Origin of the sequence: Spirillospora sp. NPDC052269 (assembly GCF_040679435.1) — a bacterium.
Lineage (GTDB): Bacteria > Actinomycetota > Actinomycetes > Streptosporangiales > Streptosporangiaceae > Spirillospora.
This window is the reverse complement of the sequence record NZ_JBFAUU010000032.1, coordinates 38,229-55,336: the sequence shown is the minus strand read 5'-3', so window position 1 is coordinate 55,336 and position 17,108 is coordinate 38,229. Positions and strand designations below refer to the sequence as shown.

18 protein-coding genes and 1 riboswitch are annotated in these 17,108 nt (G+C 72.2%); of the genes, 13 read left to right on the top strand and 5 right to left on the bottom strand.

What is annotated here, in order from left to right:
* Positions 1 to 6 precede the first annotated feature (6 nt).
* Complete coding sequence (locus AB0L06_RS41600; protein WP_500237079.1) at positions 7 to 891, bottom strand: alpha/beta hydrolase; 885 nt, start codon at positions 889 to 891, stop codon at positions 7 to 9.
* Here AB0L06_RS41600 and AB0L06_RS41595 point away from each other — a divergent pair.
* The 6 genes from AB0L06_RS41595 (at position 890) to AB0L06_RS41570 (ending at position 6,002) form a co-directional block, all read left to right on the top strand.
* Positions 890 to 1,723 carry a helix-turn-helix domain-containing protein gene (locus AB0L06_RS41595; protein ID WP_500237077.1) on the top strand — a complete coding sequence of 278 codons (834 nt, stop codon included), beginning with the start codon at positions 890 to 892 and terminating at the stop codon, positions 1,721 to 1,723. The two genes, AB0L06_RS41600 and AB0L06_RS41595, sit on opposite strands and share 2 nt — an antisense overlap.
* A 241-nt stretch (positions 1,724 to 1,964) precedes the next feature.
* Positions 1,965 to 2,969, top strand: coding sequence for a type I glyceraldehyde-3-phosphate dehydrogenase (gap, locus tag AB0L06_RS41590; RefSeq protein WP_500237075.1), 1,005 nt, complete (start codon positions 1,965 to 1,967; stop codon positions 2,967 to 2,969).
* Between the two features lie 127 nt (positions 2,970 to 3,096).
* Positions 3,097 to 4,284, top strand: a complete 1,188-nt coding sequence (locus tag AB0L06_RS41585) for a phosphoglycerate kinase (protein ID WP_500237073.1) — start codon at positions 3,097 to 3,099, stop codon at positions 4,282 to 4,284.
* 5 nt (positions 4,285 to 4,289) lie between these two features.
* A complete protein-coding gene (tpiA, locus tag AB0L06_RS41580) occupies positions 4,290 to 5,090 on the top strand; it encodes a triose-phosphate isomerase (protein ID WP_500237070.1) in 801 nt (266 codons plus the stop codon).
* A gap of 181 nt (positions 5,091 to 5,271) precedes the next feature.
* Complete coding sequence (secG, locus tag AB0L06_RS41575) at positions 5,272 to 5,505, top strand: preprotein translocase subunit SecG (protein WP_117360914.1); 234 nt, start codon at positions 5,272 to 5,274, stop codon at positions 5,503 to 5,505.
* A 125-nt stretch (positions 5,506 to 5,630) separates the two neighbouring features.
* Entirely contained in the window at positions 5,631 to 6,002 is a 372-nt protein-coding gene (locus tag AB0L06_RS41570; RefSeq protein ID WP_500237067.1) for an RNA polymerase-binding protein RbpA, read from the top strand.
* A 133-nt stretch (positions 6,003 to 6,135) separates the two neighbouring features.
* On the opposite strand, the gene AB0L06_RS41565 is transcribed toward AB0L06_RS41570, so the two are convergent.
* Positions 6,136 to 7,479 carry an acyltransferase family protein gene (locus tag AB0L06_RS41565; RefSeq protein WP_500237066.1) on the bottom strand — a complete coding sequence of 448 codons (1,344 nt, stop codon included), beginning with the start codon at positions 7,477 to 7,479 and terminating at the stop codon, positions 6,136 to 6,138.
* Positions 7,480 to 7,553: 74 nt separating this feature from the next.
* A riboswitch (ZMP/ZTP riboswitch) is annotated at positions 7,554 to 7,641 on the top strand.
* Positions 7,642 to 7,704: 63 nt separating this feature from the next.
* On the opposite strand from AB0L06_RS41565, the gene glyA reads away from it, so the two are divergent.
* The 3 genes from glyA (at position 7,705) to AB0L06_RS41550 (ending at position 10,571) form a co-directional block, all read left to right on the top strand.
* Positions 7,705 to 8,976: a serine hydroxymethyltransferase gene (gene glyA / locus AB0L06_RS41560; RefSeq protein WP_500237064.1), complete on the top strand. Its 1,272-nt coding sequence runs from the start codon at positions 7,705 to 7,707 to the stop codon at positions 8,974 to 8,976.
* A gap of 165 nt (positions 8,977 to 9,141) precedes the next feature.
* Positions 9,142 to 9,681 (top strand): RNA polymerase sigma factor, encoded by a 540-nt coding sequence (locus AB0L06_RS41555; RefSeq protein WP_500237061.1) that lies wholly within the window; start codon positions 9,142 to 9,144, stop codon positions 9,679 to 9,681.
* Positions 9,678 to 10,571 carry a hypothetical protein gene (locus AB0L06_RS41550; RefSeq protein WP_500237059.1) on the top strand — a complete coding sequence of 298 codons (894 nt, stop codon included), beginning with the start codon at positions 9,678 to 9,680 and terminating at the stop codon, positions 10,569 to 10,571. The genes AB0L06_RS41555 and AB0L06_RS41550 overlap by 4 nt, the downstream gene beginning before the upstream one ends.
* 106 nt (positions 10,572 to 10,677) lie before the next feature.
* Here the strand turns inward: AB0L06_RS41550 and AB0L06_RS41545 are convergent, their stop codons facing one another.
* Positions 10,678 to 11,514, bottom strand: coding sequence for a class I SAM-dependent methyltransferase (locus tag AB0L06_RS41545; protein WP_500237057.1), 837 nt, complete (start codon positions 11,512 to 11,514; stop codon positions 10,678 to 10,680).
* 72 nt (positions 11,515 to 11,586) lie between these two features.
* Here AB0L06_RS41545 and AB0L06_RS41540 point away from each other — a divergent pair, with 72 nt between their 5' ends.
* Positions 11,587 to 12,234 carry a TetR/AcrR family transcriptional regulator gene (locus AB0L06_RS41540; RefSeq protein ID WP_500237055.1) on the top strand — a complete coding sequence of 216 codons (648 nt, stop codon included), beginning with the start codon at positions 11,587 to 11,589 and terminating at the stop codon, positions 12,232 to 12,234.
* An 11-nt stretch (positions 12,235 to 12,245) separates the two neighbouring features.
* Here the strand turns inward: AB0L06_RS41540 and AB0L06_RS41535 are convergent, their stop codons facing one another.
* Both AB0L06_RS41535 and AB0L06_RS41530 read right to left on the bottom strand, forming a co-directional pair.
* Entirely contained in the window at positions 12,246 to 13,028 is a 783-nt protein-coding gene (locus AB0L06_RS41535; protein WP_500237053.1) for a class I SAM-dependent methyltransferase, read from the bottom strand.
* A 40-nt stretch (positions 13,029 to 13,068) separates the two neighbouring features.
* Positions 13,069 to 14,154: a GNAT family N-acetyltransferase gene (locus AB0L06_RS41530; RefSeq protein ID WP_500237051.1), complete on the bottom strand. Its 1,086-nt coding sequence runs from the start codon at positions 14,152 to 14,154 to the stop codon at positions 13,069 to 13,071.
* Between the two features lie 209 nt (positions 14,155 to 14,363).
* Here AB0L06_RS41530 and AB0L06_RS41525 point away from each other — a divergent pair, with 209 nt between their 5' ends.
* From AB0L06_RS41525 to AB0L06_RS41515, 3 genes are read left to right on the top strand one after another with little or no spacing between them, the layout of a single operon-like run.
* On the top strand, positions 14,364 to 14,963 hold the full coding sequence (locus AB0L06_RS41525) for a GNAT family N-acetyltransferase (RefSeq protein ID WP_500237049.1): 600 nt from the start codon (positions 14,364 to 14,366) through the stop codon (positions 14,961 to 14,963).
* Positions 14,964 to 14,989: 26 nt separating this feature from the next.
* Positions 14,990 to 16,435: an NAD(P)/FAD-dependent oxidoreductase gene (locus AB0L06_RS41520; protein ID WP_500237047.1), complete on the top strand. Its 1,446-nt coding sequence runs from the start codon at positions 14,990 to 14,992 to the stop codon at positions 16,433 to 16,435.
* An 18-nt stretch (positions 16,436 to 16,453) separates the two neighbouring features.
* The gene (locus AB0L06_RS41515) at positions 16,454 to 17,059 is read left to right on the top strand and encodes a class I SAM-dependent methyltransferase (RefSeq protein ID WP_500237046.1); all 606 of its coding nucleotides are present in this window, start codon (positions 16,454 to 16,456) and stop codon (positions 17,057 to 17,059) included.
* The last annotated feature ends 49 nt before the right edge of the window (positions 17,060 to 17,108 follow it).

Sequence of the window (17,108 nt, the reverse complement as noted above, 5' to 3'; positions counted from 1 at the left end):
CCGCGGTCAGAGCCCGAGCGCGCGGCGCAGCACCACCGTGGTCTCACGCTTCTGCCGTTCCGTGACCCCCGACGGGACGGCCTGCGAACCATGGAAGGCGCCCGGGAACACGTGCAGCTCCGTGGAGACCCCGGCCTGGAGCAGCCGCGTCCCGTAGAGGATGGCCTCGTCGCGCAGCGGATCGAACTCGGCGGCCGTGATGTAGGCGGGCGGCAGTCCGGACAGGTCCTCGGCGCGCGCCGGGGCCGCGTACGGCGGCACGTCCTCGCGTCCACCCAGGTAGTACCGCCAGCTGGTCTCGGCGTCGGCGGCCGTCCAGTTGGGCGTGTCGGTGAAGGCGCGCATGGACGGGGTGCCGAGCCGGTCGTCCAGTTCGGGGATCAGCAGGGCCTGGAACCGGATCGCGGGGCCGCCCAGGTCGCGGACACGGAGCGCGAGCGCGGCGGCCAGCCCGCCGCCCGCGCTGACTCCCGCGACCGCGATCCTCTCCGGATCGATGTCCTGGTCGGCGAGCCAGACGAGCGCCCGATGGCAGTCGTCCAGTGCCGCCGGATAGGGGTGTTCGGGCGCGAGCCGGTAGCCGACCGAGGCCACGGTGGCCCCGACGGTGTCGGCGAGCGTCAGCGCCTCGTTGTGGGTGGTGTCCAGGTCTCCGACGCAGAACCCGCCGCCGTGCATCCACAGGATCGCGGGCCCGCCGGGCGCCACGCGCTCGGGCCGGTACAGCCGGACGCGCGGCTCGTCCACGTCGGTGATGCGGGTCCTGGCCGTCATCTCGGGGTCGGCGGGCCGGGCGGCGGCCCTGCGGCGGCGTATCTCGCGGCCGGCCTGGACGTCGCTGAAGTCGACGCGGGGCAGCATCGGGAGGAAGGCCTGCAGTTCGGGGTCCATGCAGGCCATCCTGGTGGCCGGGGCGCGGGTCGGGACGGTCTGGCTGGAGCGTCCGGGCGGCCCACTCCCACTGGACGAGGTGCTGCTGGAGCGGTTCGCGCTGGCCGCGGCGGCCGTGTGGGAGCGCGGTGGCGTTCCGGCGACCATGGCGGACCCGGCGCTCGTCGAGTTGGTGATCGCGGAGGAGACCGGCGAACCCGCCCGCGCCCGAGCGCTGAACCTTCTGGGCCTCGCGCCCGATATCCCGCTCCGTGCCCTCGCGGTCGGGCGCGAGGCCGCAGGGCCCAGGCGCGGCGGCCTGTCCGCGGAGGATTTGGCGGCGGTCGCACGCGGGCTCGGCGGACGCGCCGCTCTCCTGGGGGAGGTGGGTGTGGTCCTGGCTCGCGGCGGCCTGCCCGCCGAGGCCGAGTCGAGCACGTCGAGCATGTTGAGTGCGTCGAGCGCGGAGACTCCTGGGGCCAGGCCGCTCGCCCGGCCGCTGGAGGGCGGACCGTTCGCCGAGGTCCCGGCGGGCGTGCTGCTCGGAGCGGGGCCGGTGACGCCGGCGGCGGAGGCGCACGAGTCGTGGCGGCGGGCGCGGGGGTCGCTGCGGTCAGCGGCGGCCGAGCTGCATCTGCATCACACGAGCGTCGCCAAGCGGCTGCGGAACGTGGAGGCGAGGCTCGGTCTGCGTCTGGAACGGCCGGACGATCTGCTGCGCGCGGCTCGCGGTGGTCGCCCACGGCCTGCTCGGCTGAGCATTTCGTTCGGTTTTCTGGGTATTTCGTCACCCGGACCGCGCCCCGACGGCCGGAGGCCGATGGCGTGCCGGGAGCCAAACCGGCGGGAATGAACCCGTCGGTTTCAGGGGACATGCGTGATTGGTCTAGACGGTGCGGTCTAGACCTCTGCCTGTCCTGGTCCGGGAGCCGGGGCGGGCAAGCCCGCGTCACCTGGCGAAATCCGGCCCGCCGGTGCGGGGAGGCGGCACCGTGTTCGGTAGGGTCGGGTGCGGGGGAGACCCCAGGGATCAACGGTAGGTCGCCCGGATTCACCCGTGCCGGGCGTGGACGACGTACGAGGAGAGCGGTTCCGTGACCATCCGAGTAGGCATCAACGGTTTCGGCCGGATCGGACGCAACTTCTTCCGCGCGGTCAAGGCCAGCGGAGCCGACATCGAGGTCGTGGCGGTCAACGACCTCACCGACCCGGCGACGCTCGCCCACCTGCTCAAGTACGACAGCATTCTGGGCCGCTTCCCCGAAGAGGTGAAGGCGGCCGGCGACGAGATCCTGGTCGGCGGCAAGTCGATCAAGGTTCTGGCCGACCGCGACCCGGCCAACCTGAAGTGGAGCGACTTCGACGTGGACGTCGTCGTCGAGTCCACCGGCTTCTTCACCGACGCCAACAAGGCCAAGGTGCACGCCGACAACGGCGCCAAGAAGGTCATCATCTCGGCTCCGGCCAAGAACGAGGACATCACCATCGTCATGGGCGTCAACGACGACCAGTACGACCCGGCGAAGCACACGGTGATCTCCAACGCCTCCTGCACCACCAACTGCCTGGCCCCGATGACCAAGGTGATCCTCGACGCCTTCGGCATCGAGAAGGGCCTGATGACCACCGTCCACGCCTACACGCAGGACCAGAACCTGCAGGACGGCCCGCACAAGGACCTGCGCCGCGCCCGCGCCGCCGCGATCAACATCGTGCCGACCTCCACCGGCGCGGCCAAGGCCATCTCGCTGGTGCTGCCCGAGCTGAAGGACAAGCTGGACGGCTACGCCCTGCGGGTGCCGATCCCCACCGGCTCGGCCACCGACCTGACCGTAGAGGTCGGCCGCGAGACCACCGCCGACGAGGTCAACGCGGCCGTCAAGGCGGCCGCCGAGGGCCCGCTGCGCGGCGTCCTCCACTACACCGAGGACCCGATCGTCTCCTCCGACATCGTCACCGACCCGGCGTCCTGCATCTTCGACGCCGGCCTCACCAAGGTCATCGGCAACCAGGTGAAGGTCGTCGGCTGGTACGACAACGAGTGGGGCTACTCCAACCGCCTGGTCGACCTGGTCAAGCTGGTCGGCTCGTCGATCTGAGCCGCGACGCCCGCCGTGGCCACGGATGTGCTCCGTGACCACGGCGGGCGCACGTCCGCGGGCGGCCGCACACCCGGGCCGCCCGCGGCACACCCGCACGCGACTCACGGAAGGACACCGCGTTCCGATGCGCACCATCGACGACCTGGACGTGACCGGCCGCACGGTGCTGGTCCGCGCCGACCTGAACGTGCCGCTGGACGGCTCCAAGATCACCGACGACGGCCGGATCCGGGCCAGCGTGCCCACGATCAAGGCCCTGGCCGGCCGCGGCGCCAAGGTGATCGTCTGCGCCCATCTGGGCCGTCCCAAGGGCGAGGTCAAGCCCGAGTTCTCCCTCGCGCCCGTCGCGCGGCGGCTCGGTGAGCTCCTCGGCCAGGACGTGACGTTCGCGACCGACGTCGTGGGCGATTCCGCCCAGGCCGCCGCCGCGGGCCTCGCCGAGGGCGGGGTCGCCCTCCTGGAGAACCTGCGCTTCGAGCCCGGCGAGACCAGCAAGGACGACGCCGAGCGCGGCGCGTTCGCAGGCCGGCTGGCCGCCCTGGCCGAGGTCTACGTCGGGGACGGCTTCGGCGCCGTCCACCGCAAGCACGCCAGCGTCTTCGACGTCCCGCAGCGGCTGCCGCACGCCGCCGGGTACCTGATCGCGGCCGAGCTGGACGTGCTGAAGAAGCTCACAGAGGATGTCGCCCGCCCCTACGCGGTCGTCCTCGGCGGTTCCAAGGTCTCCGACAAGCTCGGCGTGATCGACAGCCTGCTCGGCAAGGCCGACCGGATCCTGGTCGGCGGCGGCATGGTCTTCACCTTCCTCGCGGCCCAGGGCCACGAGGTCGGCACGTCCCTGCTGGAGAAGGACCAGCTGGACACCGTCCGCGAGTACCTGGCGCGGGCGGAGAAGAACGGCGTCGAGATCGTCCTGCCGACCGACATCGTCGCCGCCACGGCCTTCGCCGCCGACGCCGACCACGCGGTGGTCCCGGCCGACGCGATCCCCGCCGACCGGATGGGCCTGGACATCGGCCCGGAGTCCGGTGAGCTGTTCGCCTCCCGTCTCGCCGACGCTCAGACGATCTTCTGGAACGGCCCGATGGGCGTGTTCGAGATGGAGCCGTACTCGCACGGCACCCGCGCCGTGGCGCAGGGCCTGATCGACTCGGGCGCCTTCACCGTGGTCGGCGGCGGCGACTCGGCCGCGGCCGTGCGCTCGCTCGGTTTCGACGAGGACGCGTTCTCGCACATCTCCACCGGCGGCGGCGCCAGCCTGGAGTATCTGGAAGGCAAGACCCTGCCCGGCCTGATTGCTCTGGAGGACTGACCGAGATGGCCCCTTCCGCCAACGCCCCCGCGCGCAAGCCGCTCATGGCGGGCAACTGGAAGATGAACAACAACCACTTCGAGGCGATCGCGCTCGTCCAGAAGCTCGCGTTCGGGCTCAAGGAGGCCGACTTCGCCGCGGTGGACGTCGCCGTCCTGCCGCCGTTCACCGACATCCGCTCGGTGCAGACGCTGGTGGACGCCGACAAGCTGCAGATCACCTACGGCTCCCAGGACATCTCCCAGCACGCGTCCGGCGCCTACACCGGCGAGATCTCCGGGGCGATGCTGGCCAAGCTGGGCTGCAGCTACGCGACCGTGGGGCACTCCGAGCGCCGCCAGTACCACCACGAGGACGACGCGGTGGTCAACGCCAAGGCCAAGGCCGCGATCGCGAACAAGATCACCCCGATCGTGTGCGTCGGCGAGGGCCTGGAGGTGCGCAAGGCGGGCGAGCACGTCCCGCACTGCGTGAACCAGGTCACGGGCGCGCTGGAGAAGATCCCCGCCGACCAGGTCGCCGACCTGGTGATCGCCTATGAGCCGGTCTGGGCGATCGGCACCGGCGAGGTCGCCACGCCGCAGGACGCGCAGGAGGTCATCGGCGCGATCCGGGCCCGGATCGCCGAGCTGTACGACGGTGAGACGGCCGCCAAGGTGCGGATCCTGTACGGTGGCTCGGTCAAGGGGAACAACATCGCCGGGATCATGGCGCAGCCGGACGTGGACGGCGCCTTGGTCGGAGGTGCCAGTCTGGATGCGGGTGAGTTCGTCAAGATCTGCCGTTACCGGGACCTCCCGGCCTGAATCCGGCGGTGCGGGGCCGGCGACTTGAGATCAATTCGGTCTCGACCCGCCGGTTCTTGCCGAACCAGCGAAGAGTTCGTCGTACCCTGCGGAGGTGACGGGTAAACCGCCCGGCTAGATCCTCCGTCCAACATCAGACAGGCCCCGCCTCGGCGGGGCAGGCCAGAGAAGGCGCGTAACTGTGATCATCGCTTCGTCCATCGTGCTTATCATCACGAGCTTGCTGATGGTGGTTCTCGTCCTGATGCACAAGGGCAAGGGTGGGGGACTGTCCGACATGTTCGGTGGCGGCATCTCGTCGTCGCTGGGCGGATCCTCGGTGGTCGAGCGTAACCTGGACCGGCTGACCGTCGGTGTCGGCGTCGTCTGGTTCGCCTCGATCATCGTGCTCGGCCTGCTGTTCAAGCACAGCTGAGCCGCGCTCACCGGGCCTGGTCCCGTAGCACTGAGCCGAAGAAACACCAACACCGCCGAGCCGCCGCCCGGCTCCCCAGAGCGACCTCGAAGCGGGCGGCGGCGTATCGACCGAGGAGTATGTCCGTGGGTAGTGGCAACGCGATTCGGGGAAGCCGTGTCGGCGCCGGACCGATGGGTGAGGCCGAGCGCGGGGACGCAGCGCCCCGTGTCTGGGTGACCTTCTACTGCGCCAACCGGCACGAGACCCGTCCGAGCTTCGCGACCGACGTCGCGGTTCCCGACACGTGGGACTGTCCGCGCTGCGGGTTCCCAGCCGGGCAGGACAAGGACGCCCCGCCGGCGCCGCCGAAGACCGAGCCCTACAAGACGCACCTCGCGTACGTGAAGGAGCGCCGCAGCGACGCCGACGGTGAGGCCATCCTCGAGGAGGCCCTCAACAAGCTCCGCGAGAAGCGCGCTGCCGTGAAGCGCGCCATGGAGGCCGCGCGCGCCTGACGCGCGTCCTCCGGCCCGGTACCCGTGGTGGAACCGGGCCGTTCCGTTTTCGGCGCGAGCCACGAAAGGCCCGGTCTGTCCGCATATGAATGCGGACGGACCGGGCCTTTCGCGTGCGCGGCCCTGGGGCCGACTAGCGACGGGTGGCCGGGGTCTCGGCCGGACGGGACGCGGCGTCGGTCCGTTCCTCAGGCGCCGCCGTCGGCATCGGATCCGGTTCGGGAGCCGGTGCGGGCACGGCGACGGGCGGGTCGAGGCGGCGGGCCAGGGCCCGGCCGAGGCGCTGGCCCGGCTTCTCGATCCAGCGGTGGGCCGCCCAGCTCGCGGCCAGCAGCGCCGCCAGGAACGGGACGAAGAGCAGGGGCTGGTCGCTCTTGGGGCGATCGAAGACCATGTCCAGGCTCATGAGCAGCAGCTCGTGGAGCAGGTACACGGAGAAGCTGACCACGCCCGCCCAGGCCAGCCAGCGCGGGACGTGCCGGTCCCGCAGCGCGTAGCCGATCGCGAACACGACGAAGGCGCCGATGACGGCGAGGGCCCAAGCCCTCTTCTCTCCCAGGGCGGTGTCCCAGTCGGTGTAGCTCTGGGCACGCCAGAACCCGGTGCCCGCCGCGCTCGCCATCACCAGGACGAAGACGGCGACGCCCATGCGGGGGCTGATCTGGCCGCGTTCGGCGCGGTGGACGACCGTCCCGGTGAACATCACGGCCAGGATCGCCAGGCCCTGCCAGGGGTCGACGCGTCCGTCGACCATGACCAGGGCCAGGGTGAGGGCGCCGCCGAGCAGCGCCCCGGTGCGGGCGACGGCGGTCCGGCGGGCGCAGGCGAGCCCGATCGAGGCGGCCATCAGCAGGAACGCGGCGAGCGAGACCCGGCCCTCCCCGAACCGGGTGGACAGCGCCGCGGTCGGCAGGACCAGCGCGAGCACGGGGGCCGCGGCCGCGAGTGTCGAGGCCGTCGCCACCGACCTGCGGTGCCATCCGACGGAGAAGAGCGCCACGACGAGGAGGTAGAACGCCATTTCGTAGGACAGCGTCCAGAGCACGTTGATCGCGCTCGGTACACCGAGGAGGTCCTGCATCATCGTCAGGTGGGACAGCGCCACGGCGACCGGGTGATAGTCGGTCGCGAGGCCGTCGCGCAGCTCGTACGCATCCGTCACGTGCAGGACGAGCACGACCGCGATGGCGGCGAGCAGGAGCGGGTAGATGCGGAAGACCCGGCCTGTCCAGAACCGCCGGACCGACCCGCGCCGCTCGAGCGAGGCGGGGACGATGTAGCCGCTCACCAGGAAGAAGACGAACACGCCGAACATTCCCGGGTCGAACCAGGAGAGGATCGTTCGGCGGGTGTGCGGCAGGTAGTGGTAGGACGCGTGGTGCAGGGCCACCGTGATCGCGGCGACGCCGCGCAGGGCGTCGAGCCAGCCGAGCCGAACAGTAGCGTCCGGCCTGCGAAGGGGGAGTTCGGAACGCATCCCAGGGACCTTAGTGGGTCGAACGCACCGGGCGGGTCATGGATCACCGGCGATTCACGGCGAGGACGCTATGATGACGCGCACGCGACTGGCGCAGTCAAGGTGGAGCCGACCACCGGGGAGCGAACCGCCGTCCGCACACCGCGCGCCTGGGTGTACGGGACACCTCACCATGCCGGGGTGCCCGAGACCGAGTCTCCCGGCCCGACCTTCGCGGAGGCAGTTGTGCACGTTCCGTCGATTCCCCATCTGACCGCCGAGGACCCGGAGATCGCCGGGCTGGTGGAGGCCGAGGCCCGCCGTCAGTACGAGAAGATCCGGCTGATCGCGTCGGAGAACTACGTGTCGCCCGCCGTCCTTGAGGCGACCGGCAGCGTCCTGACCAACAAGTACTCGGAGGGCTACGCGGGCCGCCGGTACTACGAGGGCCAGCAGAACATCGACCCGATCGAGCTGGCCGCGATCGAGCGGGCCAAGGCCGTGTTCGGTGTCGAGCACGCCAACGTCCAGCCGTACTCCGGCTCGCCCGCCAACCTCGCCGTCTACATGGCGTTCCTCGACCCGGGCGACACCGTCCTCGGGCTGTCGCTGCCGATGGGCGGCCACCTCACGCACGGCTGGTCGGTGTCGGCGACCGGCAAGTGGTTCAACCCCGTCCGCTACGGGGTGCGCGCCGACACCGGCCGCGTCGACATGGACGAGGTGCGCGACCTGGCGCTGAAGGAGCGGCCGAAGCTGATCTGGTGCGGTGGGACGGCGATCCCGCGCACCATCGACTTCCCGGCGTTCGCCGAGATCGCCCGGGAGGTCGGCGCGGTCCTGGCCGCCGACATCGCGCACATCGCGGGCCTGATCGCGGGCGGCGCGCACCCGTCGCCGGTGGGCCACGCGGACGTCATCACCACCACGACGCACAAGACGCTGCGCGGCCCGCGCGGCGCGATGGTGATGTCCACCGAGGAGCACGCCAAGGCGGTCGACAAGGCGGTCTTCCCCGGCCTGCAGGGCGGCCCGCACGACCACACGACCGCCGCGATCGCGGTGGCGCTGCGCGAGGCGGCGCAGCCGGACTTCCCGGTCTACGCCCGGCAGATCGTCGCGAACGCCCGCGCGCTCGCGGCGGCGCTGCTCGCCCGCGACTACGACCTGGTCTCCGGCGGCACCGACAACCACCTGATCCTCATCGACCTGACGAACAAGGGTGTCGCGGGCAAGCCCGCCGCGCAGGCGCTCGACCGGGCCGGGATCGAGCTGAACTACAACGCCGTCCCGTTCGACCCGCGCAAGCCGTTCGACCCGTCCGGGCTGCGCATCGGCACGGCGGCGGTCACCACGCGCGGGCTGACCGAGAAGCACATGGAGCCGCTCGCCGCGTGGATCGACGAGGTCGTCCAGGCGGCGGCGAAGGGCGACGAGTCCGTGGTGGACCGGGTCGCCGCCGAGGTCCGCGACCTGATGGCCGCCCACCCCATGCCCGGCTGGTCCGCCACGCCGTAGGCGAGCACCCGGCCTCCACTGGAATCCAGTGGAGGCCGTGGCCGCCGCACGGGACTGTCGTTTCTTTCCCGTGGGGGTGAAAGATCCGGGCGGGGCCTGGACATGTGCAGGTGATCGTTCACCAAGGGATCACATGTTCAGGAGGTCGGATGTTGAGGAACCCGGATGGGTGAGGACGAGTTCGCGGACGTCTACGCCGCCACCTACAAGCCCTTGCTCGGGTACGCCCTGCGTCGTTGTGACTCGCCCGAGGACGCGGCCGATGTGGTGGCCGAGACGTTCGCGATCGCATGGCGGCGCGCGACGGAGATGCCGTCCGGGGGAGAAGCGCGGCTGTGGCTGTACGGCGTGGCGCGCAATGTCCTGGCCAATCAGCGGCGCGGGGCGCGGCGCCACGGGTTGAAGACGGCCGCGCTGGTATCCGAGTTGTCGGTTTACGCGCCGTCGCGGGACGGCTCTTCGGCGGTCGCCGACGTCTTCGGCCGCCTGCCGGATCGCGATCGTGAGCTTCTCGCGCTCGTGGCCTGGGAAGGGCTGTCCAACACAGAGATCGCGACGGTGCTCGGCTGCTCGTCCAACGCCGTGAGCATCCGCCTGCACCGGGCCCGCAAGCGCTTCGCGCGTGCCCTGCGGTCCGCGGGCATCGACCCTTCGCCTGCGGCCGTGCAGCCCAGGCCCGTTCTCCAGGAGAGTGAGCTGGCATGACGTCCCGCATCGACGATCTTGTGGCGGGCCTGGCCACGGTGCGCGACAGCGACATCACGAGCGAACCGGACGGCGCCGGAGCGCGGTCCCTGCTGGCGGCCATCACCGCCGAAGAGGCGCCGGCGCCCCGACGCCGTCGGTCCCGGCGCCTTCCCGGGCTGGTGAGCGGGGTGGTGGCGGTCTCGGCCGCGGCCGCCGCGGTCGCCATCTGGATGTCGGACGGCGGGCATGCGGCGCCGCTGCGCAGCTACGCCAACGCGGCCATGTCGATCGAGGTCAAGGGCGCCGAGTACGAGGTCGAGGTCAAGGACGCCTACGCCGACCAGCGTGAGTTCAGCAAGGCGTTCGCCAAGGTCGGGCTGGACGCCAGGCTGCGCATCGTTCCGGTCATGCCGGGCAATGAGCGCCAGATCGTCCAGATCAGTGAGCTGCACGCGCCCAAGGGCGGCATGCCCGCAGGAGGCGTGACGGGGACGTCCGACGCCGTGCTGAAGTGCCCGCCGGGCCAGAACGCCTGCCCGCTGAGGGTCCGGCTGAGCGGCGCGATGTACCGCCTGGGAGGAGCCGACATCGTCATCGGCCGGAAGGCCGCGCCCGGTGAGGTCTTCTTCGACGCGCATCCGGCTCGTGGTGATGGTGCCAAGGGCCTGCGCCTGGCCGACCGGACCGTCGCCCAAGTTCTCGCGGAATTGCGCCGTCGCGGCCTGACCTCGGCATTCACGCTCGGTGAGCTCAAGGCCGACGGGTCGAGCCATTACTGGGAATCGCCCGTGACGTGGCGTCCCTCCGGTGAGCGCCGCGTCATCGGCGCGTGGATGCGGAGCTCCACCTCGGTCGGGCTGATGGTCGTCCCGCAGCAAGGCGACCCCCAGCCGCACCCGGTCGGCTGACCGGCACGCCAGGGGCATGGCGGTCCGCGGCCATCGGCGCGCGGACCGCTACTGGCGTGGGCTCAGGCAGAAGCCCACGCACGGCTGACTTCGTTGTGTTCGGGGTTCAGGGACGGGTGGCGCTCACGAGCCAGACGGAGCCGCTGATGCGGACTCCTTCCGGGGTCTCGAAGGCCGTGAGCCCGGCTTGGAGTTCCTCACGGGCTCGGGTGGTGGTGGCCTGGTCGGCGTCCCGGAGGTTGAAGCGGACCGGGCCCTGGCTGAGGATGAACTCCGCGGCGTCCGCGGCGTCGCGCCCGTAGTCCATCGGCGCCGAGACCGGCTGGATGTCCACTTCCGTCAGGCCCGCCTCACCGAGGACCTGGTGGACGCGGTCGGGGTCGGACAGCGATCCCATTCCCTGGGCCGCGGGTGAAGGGCCGCGCAACAGGGGCGCGAGCGCGGCGGTGGCCCGGGCGTACTCGCCGTCGGGGCGGCCGGGCTGGGGGACCATGAACACCATCCGTCCGCCGGGGCGCAGAGCGCGGGCGATGTTGGTGAACGCGGCCGTGAGGTCGGTGAAGAACATGACGCCGCCGCGGCTGATGACGGTGGCGAATCCGCCCGCGTCGAAGGGGTGGACCTCGGCGTCGGCCTGGTCGAACCGCACGTTCGCGATGCCCTGTTCGGCGGCGTCCGCGCGGGCGCGGTTCAGCATGGGCGCGGAGATGTCGACGCCGACGACCTGCGCTCGCGTCGCCCGGCGCGCGGCCAGCAGGGTGATCTGACCCGTGCCGCATCCGATGTCGAGGACGTCGTCGTGCTCGCCGATCGCGGCGGCGTCCAGGAGCGGCTGGTTGAAACCGGCCACCATCGCGTCGTACCGGGGGGCCTTGTCGGCCCAGGACGTTCCCTCCCATCCGTTCCACGCTTCCGCCTGCTGGACGTTGACCACGGTGCGCATCGGGTCTCCCTTCGCCGGATGCTGTAACTAGAGTCGAACTCTAGTGTTCAACTCTAGACATATACTCGCGCCATGGAGACCGTCAAGCGGCCGGACAAACGGGCCGAGCGCTCACGCCGCACCCGGGAGAGGGCCGTCCAGGCGGCGCGGGAGCTGTTCGTCGAGCAGGGGTACGGGGCGACGAGCCTGCAGCAGGTCGCGGACCGGGCGGGCCTGGCCGTCCAGACGCTCTACTTCGTCTTCGGCAACAAGCGCACGCTGTTCAAGGACGTCGTCGACACGGCCATCGCCGGCGACGCCGAGCCGGTGGCGACCATGGACCGCGAGTGGTTCCAGGCCGCTTGCGCCGCGCCGACAGCGGCCGAGCAGCTGCGCGCGCATGTGCGCGGCACCGGCGGGATCCTCGGGCGGATCGCCCCGATCACGCCGATGGTCGCGGCCGCCGCGGCCACCGACCCGCAGATCGCCGAGCAATGGCCCGACGGCCCCGATCCGCGGTACACCGTGCATCATGCCGCGGCCGAAACGCTGGTCGGGAAGCCCGACGCGCGGCCCGGCGTCTCCGCCGACGCGGCCGCGGACCTGCTGTTCGGCCTCCTCAGCCCTCAGCTGTACCTGCTGTTCGTCCAGGAACGCGGGTGGTCACCGGACCGGTGGGAGGAATGGGCCCATGCGACGCTGGCCGCCCAGCTGATCGACCCTGGGCCGGACGGGAGCTGAGGCGGTGCCGGTCAGGTGCGGCGGAGGACGGTGATCATGCGCCAGGCGCCGGAGTCGGTGAGGGCGACGTCGCCGAAGTCGCCGTACTGCGCGACGGTCTCCAGCGCCCCGGACAGGCGGACGGCGGCGGTCAGCTCGGTCGCGGTCCAGAAGCGGTAGGGGACCACGTCCTCGATCACCCGGGTCGGGGCGTCCGGCTTGGTGATGGTCATGGTGACGTGGTCGTCGGCGATCTGCGTGACCGGGTCGAGCTCGTCGGACGGCTCGCCCCACCGGACCGTGGCGGCCACGCCGTCGCGCTCGACCGTCCAGCCGGTGGAGACCGACGGGGCGTCGGTGAGCCGGTCGCGGGGGTGCGACATCTCCAGGACGTACAGGCCGTCGGGGCCCAGGTGGTCGGCGGTGCGGTCCAGATGGGCGACGAACGCGTCCAGGGTCATGAGGTGGGACGTGGAGTCCAGCATCGTCACGACCAGGTCGAACCGGCGGCCGAGGGCGAAGGAGGTCATGTCCTCCTGGACGACGTCCAGCTCGAGGCCCGCGTCCTTGGCCTGCTGGTCGGCGTAGGCGCACATGGCCGGGTGCAGGTCGAGGGCGGTGGAGGTGAGGCCGCGCCGGGCGAACTCGCGGGCGTGCTCGGCGGGGCCCGCCGCCAGCTCCAGGACGGTCCGCGCCGCCGCGCCGGACGAGCGGTGCCGGACGGTCCACTCCAGCAGCGCGTCCACCTCGGCGGACACGTCGCGGAAGGAGCACGCCAGCTCGTAGGCCCAGGGATCGTCGTAGATGCCGCTCACGATCCCCAATCCTGCCAGGCGGGCCTCACACGTTCGGACGTCAGCCCCGCGTGGACCGTTCCCGCGCGGACGCGCTGGGCGTGGCGGGTGCGGAGGTGGCGGGTGCGGGGCGGCCGTCCAGGCGGAGCCGGATCTCGACGATGCCGGGTTCGCCGGTTTTGCGTGTTCGGCCGCCGAGGGAGACCAGCAGCCGCCGCATCCGGGTGTTCTCGCCGAGCGCGGTGGCGCGCAGCTCGACCAGGCCACGCTCGCGGCCGAGCACGGCGAGCAGCTCGGCGAGCGCCCGGCCGAGGCCGCGGCCCTGCCAGGCGTCCTCGACCAGGAACGCCACCTCCGCGACGCCCGGGTCGAGCACGTGGATGAGGTGGGCGAGCGCGAGGACCGAGCCGTCCGGGCCCTCGGCGACCAGGGTCAGCCCGTGCCACGGCTCGCAGAACCGCTCGATGGCCGCGCGCGGCGGGAACGGCTTGGCGCTGAAGTACCGCATGCGACGGCTGTCCAGGGAGCAGCGTTCGTGCATGGCGCGGACGGCGTCGGCGTCGTCCCGCTCGATAGGCCGGACGGTCACGCGAGTCCCGTCGGCCAGGGAGACAGATGCGGACGCGGCGGACGGCGGCCCGGTAGGAAGGGCAGCGCGCACGAGGGCGTCCGCGCGAGCGGCCTCGGTCGCGGTGAACGGCAACCCCGGACGGCGCATCCGCACCGAGCGGCGTCCGGCGTGGACGGTCAGCACCTCGCCCTCGTCGTCACCGGCTGCCGGGGCGGTCGTCCAGGCGGCCTCGTGCGCGCGCAACAGCTCGGCCAGGATCTCGGGCAGCGCGTGGGGTTCGACGCGGGCGCGGGTGGCGAGGGCCAGCACGCGGGTCGGTTCGTCCACCAGCTCGCGCGGGCGCGCGGGAACGATGGTCGTGCGGACGCCTCCCGCCCACGCCGCGGCACTGGCCAGCTCGTCCGGGCCCGCCCCGCCGGACGGCACGTCCACGACGAACTCGTCCACCACGCCCTCGGTTCCGACCTGGACGGTCAGCCCGAGGATGTTCGCGCCGCGCGCGGCCAGCGCGGCGGTGAGGACGGCCAGCCGGCCGGGGCGGTCCTCGATCTCGGTACGGATGCGCAGCAGCGGCATGAACTGGTCCTTTCCGGGGCCCGGCGGGTTCTCGTCCGGCCACTGTCGCCCGCCGGTGTTACGGAAGCGCTACACCCGCGTGAGCTGAGAGTTTCACCTTCTTCCCCGGCCTTGAGCGGGCCCGCGCGAGCGCCTAGCGTCTCGTAAGTGATCTGCGTTCTGTCCGGCCCCGGCGGAGGTTTCCGCCGCGCGGCGCGGTGAGCGAGGAGGTGCGGACCGGGCGGCTGGCGCTGCGTCCGGTGAGCATGGGCGACAAGACGGCGCTGCTGGCGCACTGGACGGGTCCGCTCGTCCGCCGGCACCTGTTCGGCGACCGCCGGGTCTCGGCCCAGCAGGTCACCGAGATCATCGAGGCCAGCCGCCGGGACTTCGCCACCGAGGGCTACGGCCTGTGGGTGCTGCGCCCGGCCGCTCGCCGCTTCGGCGAGTCCGGGGTGACCAGCCGCGCGCCGGCCAGGGTGACCGACCGCGCGCTGGTCGGCGTGGCCGGGTTGTGCGGCCCGGACGTGGCGGGCGACGTCGAGATGGTCTACAGCCTGGAACCGGACCGCTGGGGCCAAGGCCTTGCCGCCGAGGCGGGCCTGGCGGTGCTGCGGCACGCGTTCACGACCGCGCGGCTGCGCCGGGTCATCGCCGAGATCGACATGGCGAACGCCTCGTCCCTCGGCGTCGCGCAGCAGCTCGGGATGCGGCACCGGGGGATGGGCGTCGGCGGCACCGCGATCTACGCGATCGACCGGACGCAGTGGATCGGAACGCGTCATACTCTGGCACGAAGACAACAGAATCCGTCGCCAGAGATGCTTTAGGCTGCCGAATACAGCAGTATTGGCGCATGCCTACTGCGTCCGGCGCCCCCGCCTCCGCCCCCCGTTCCGCCGCGTTCGGCAACGGCGGGGTGTCCCACTGGTACCGCGAGCCCGGCCTGCCCGCGCCCGGCGACCGCCTGCCCGGCCCGCGCACCGCCGACGTCTGCCTGGTCGGCGCGGGCTACACCGGGCTCTGGACGGCCTACTACCTCAAGAAGGCCCAGCCCGACCTGCGGATCGTCCTGCTGGAGAAGGAGTTCGCCGGGTTCGGCGCGTCCGGCCGGAACGGCGGCTGGGTCGTGGGGGAGCTGGCCGGGTCGCGGGAGCGGTACGCGCACCGCCACGGGCGCGAGGCGGCCGTCGCGCTCCAGCGGGCCATGTTCACGACCGTGGACGAGATCCTGCGCGTGGCCAAGGACGAGGGCATCGACGCCGACCTGGTCAAAGGCGGCGTCCTCAGCACCGCGCGGAACGCCGCCCAGGCCGCGCGGGTGCGCGCGCTGGTCGAGGAGAACCGCGCATGGGGCTGGACGCGGGACGACATGGTCCTGCTGTCCGGGCGCGAGGCGGACGAGCGGATCGGCATCGAGGGCCAGCGGGCCGCCACGTTCTCACCGCACTGTGCCCGCGTCCAGCCCGCCAAGCTCGTGCGCGGCCTCGCCGCGACCGTCCGGGCGCTGGGCGTGGAGATCTACGAGGACACGCCGGTGCTGCGCGTCGTCCCGCGCCGGGACGGGCGTCCGGCCGCCGCCGTCACCCCGTACGGGACGGTGACCGCCGAGCACGTGATCCGCGCGACCGAGGGCTTCACCGCGCGCCTCGCCGGGCACCGCCGCGACTGGCTGCCGATGAACAGCTCCATGGTCGTCACGACCCCGCTGCCCGACGCCGTGTGGGACGCGATCGGCTGGCGGCAGGGCGAGGTCCTGGGCGACATGGCGCACTACTACATGTACGCCCAGCGCACGGCGGACGGCCGCATCGCGTTCGGCGGCCGCGGAAAGCCGTACCGCTACGGCTCGGGCGTGGACGACGCGGGCGTCACCCGGCCCGAGACGGTCGACCAGCTCTGGCGCATGCTGACCGGTATGTTCCCCACCGTCGCGGGGGAGGCGAGCGTCGACCACGCCTGGTCGGGCGTCCTCGGCGTCCCACGCGACTGGTGCTCCACGGCCGTCGTCGACCACCGCACCGGCCTCGGCCACGCGGGCGGGTACACCGGGCACGGCGTCGCGGCCACGAACCTCGCCGGACGCACCCTGCGCGACCTGGTGCTCCGCCGCGACACCGAACTCACCGCGCTGCCCTGGGTGAACTGGCGCGTGCGGCGCTGGGAGCCCGAGCCGCTGCGCTGGCTCGGCGTCCAGGCGATGTACGCGCTCTACCAGGTCGCGGACGGCCGGGAGGCGGCCTCGGACACGCCCCGCACATCGGTCATCGCCCGCGTTGCGGACGCCATCACCGGCCACTGACCTGCTAATTTCGGCGGAATGGACGCAAAGGGGACACGTGGCTACGGCGCCGAGGCGGACGCGCTCGTCACGCAGTACGAGTCGCTGACCAGCGACGAGGTGCTCGGCGACGTGCTGCACCTGATCCCGGAGAAACCCGGCCGGGTTCTCGACATCGGCGCGGGGACGGGCCGGGACGCCGCCGCCCTCGCCGCGCGCGGTCACGCGGTGACGGCGGTCGAGCCGACCCCCGAGCTGCTCGCGCACGGGCGGCGCCTGCACGCGGGCGCCGGGATCGCGTGGCTGGACGACACGCTCCCCGACCTCGCCGCCGTCCGCGGGACGTTCGACCTGGTCACGCTCGTCGCGGTCTGGATGCACCTCGACCAGGCCGAACGCCCTCGCGCGATGCGGCGTCTCGCCGGGCTGCTCGCGCCCGAGGGGCTCGCCGTGCTGATCCTGCGGCACGGCCCGACGCCGCCCGGACGGCACATGTTCGACATCCCGGCGGAGGAAACGGTCGGGCAGGCCGCCGAAGCGGGCCTCCGTGCCGTCCACCAGAGCACATGGGGCGATCTGCACGGCCGCCCCGGCGTCCACTGGACGACCCTCGCCTTCGCGCCGCGGCCCGGCCCTCCCGCCTAGGGCGGGTGCCGGCGATGTGGCTGGTGGGGAGTTTCCCGGCCAGCCCCGC

Coding starts and splice junctions, on each gene's coding strand:
- AB0L06_RS41595 (WP_500237077.1), top strand. CDS start 890: ATGCAGGCCATCCTGGTGGCCGGGGCGCGGGTCGGGACGGTCTGGCTG.
- AB0L06_RS41600 (WP_500237079.1), bottom strand. CDS start 891: ATGGACCCCGAACTGCAGGCCTTCCTCCCGATGCTGCCCCGCGTCGAC.
- AB0L06_RS41585 (WP_500237073.1), top strand. CDS start 3,097: ATGCGCACCATCGACGACCTGGACGTGACCGGCCGCACGGTGCTGGTC.
- tpiA (WP_500237070.1), top strand. CDS start 4,290: ATGGCCCCTTCCGCCAACGCCCCCGCGCGCAAGCCGCTCATGGCGGGC.
- AB0L06_RS41565 (WP_500237066.1), bottom strand. CDS start 7,479: ATGCGTTCCGAACTCCCCCTTCGCAGGCCGGACGCTACTGTTCGGCTC.
- AB0L06_RS41555 (WP_500237061.1), top strand. CDS start 9,142: ATGGGTGAGGACGAGTTCGCGGACGTCTACGCCGCCACCTACAAGCCC.
- AB0L06_RS41550 (WP_500237059.1), top strand. CDS start 9,678: ATGACGTCCCGCATCGACGATCTTGTGGCGGGCCTGGCCACGGTGCGC.
- AB0L06_RS41545 (WP_500237057.1), bottom strand. CDS start 11,514: ATGCGCACCGTGGTCAACGTCCAGCAGGCGGAAGCGTGGAACGGATGG.
- AB0L06_RS41540 (WP_500237055.1), top strand. CDS start 11,587: ATGGAGACCGTCAAGCGGCCGGACAAACGGGCCGAGCGCTCACGCCGC.
- AB0L06_RS41530 (WP_500237051.1), bottom strand. CDS start 14,154: ATGCCGCTGCTGCGCATCCGTACCGAGATCGAGGACCGCCCCGGCCGG.
- AB0L06_RS41520 (WP_500237047.1), top strand. CDS start 14,990: ATGCCTACTGCGTCCGGCGCCCCCGCCTCCGCCCCCCGTTCCGCCGCG.
- AB0L06_RS41515 (WP_500237046.1), top strand. CDS start 16,454: ATGGACGCAAAGGGGACACGTGGCTACGGCGCCGAGGCGGACGCGCTC.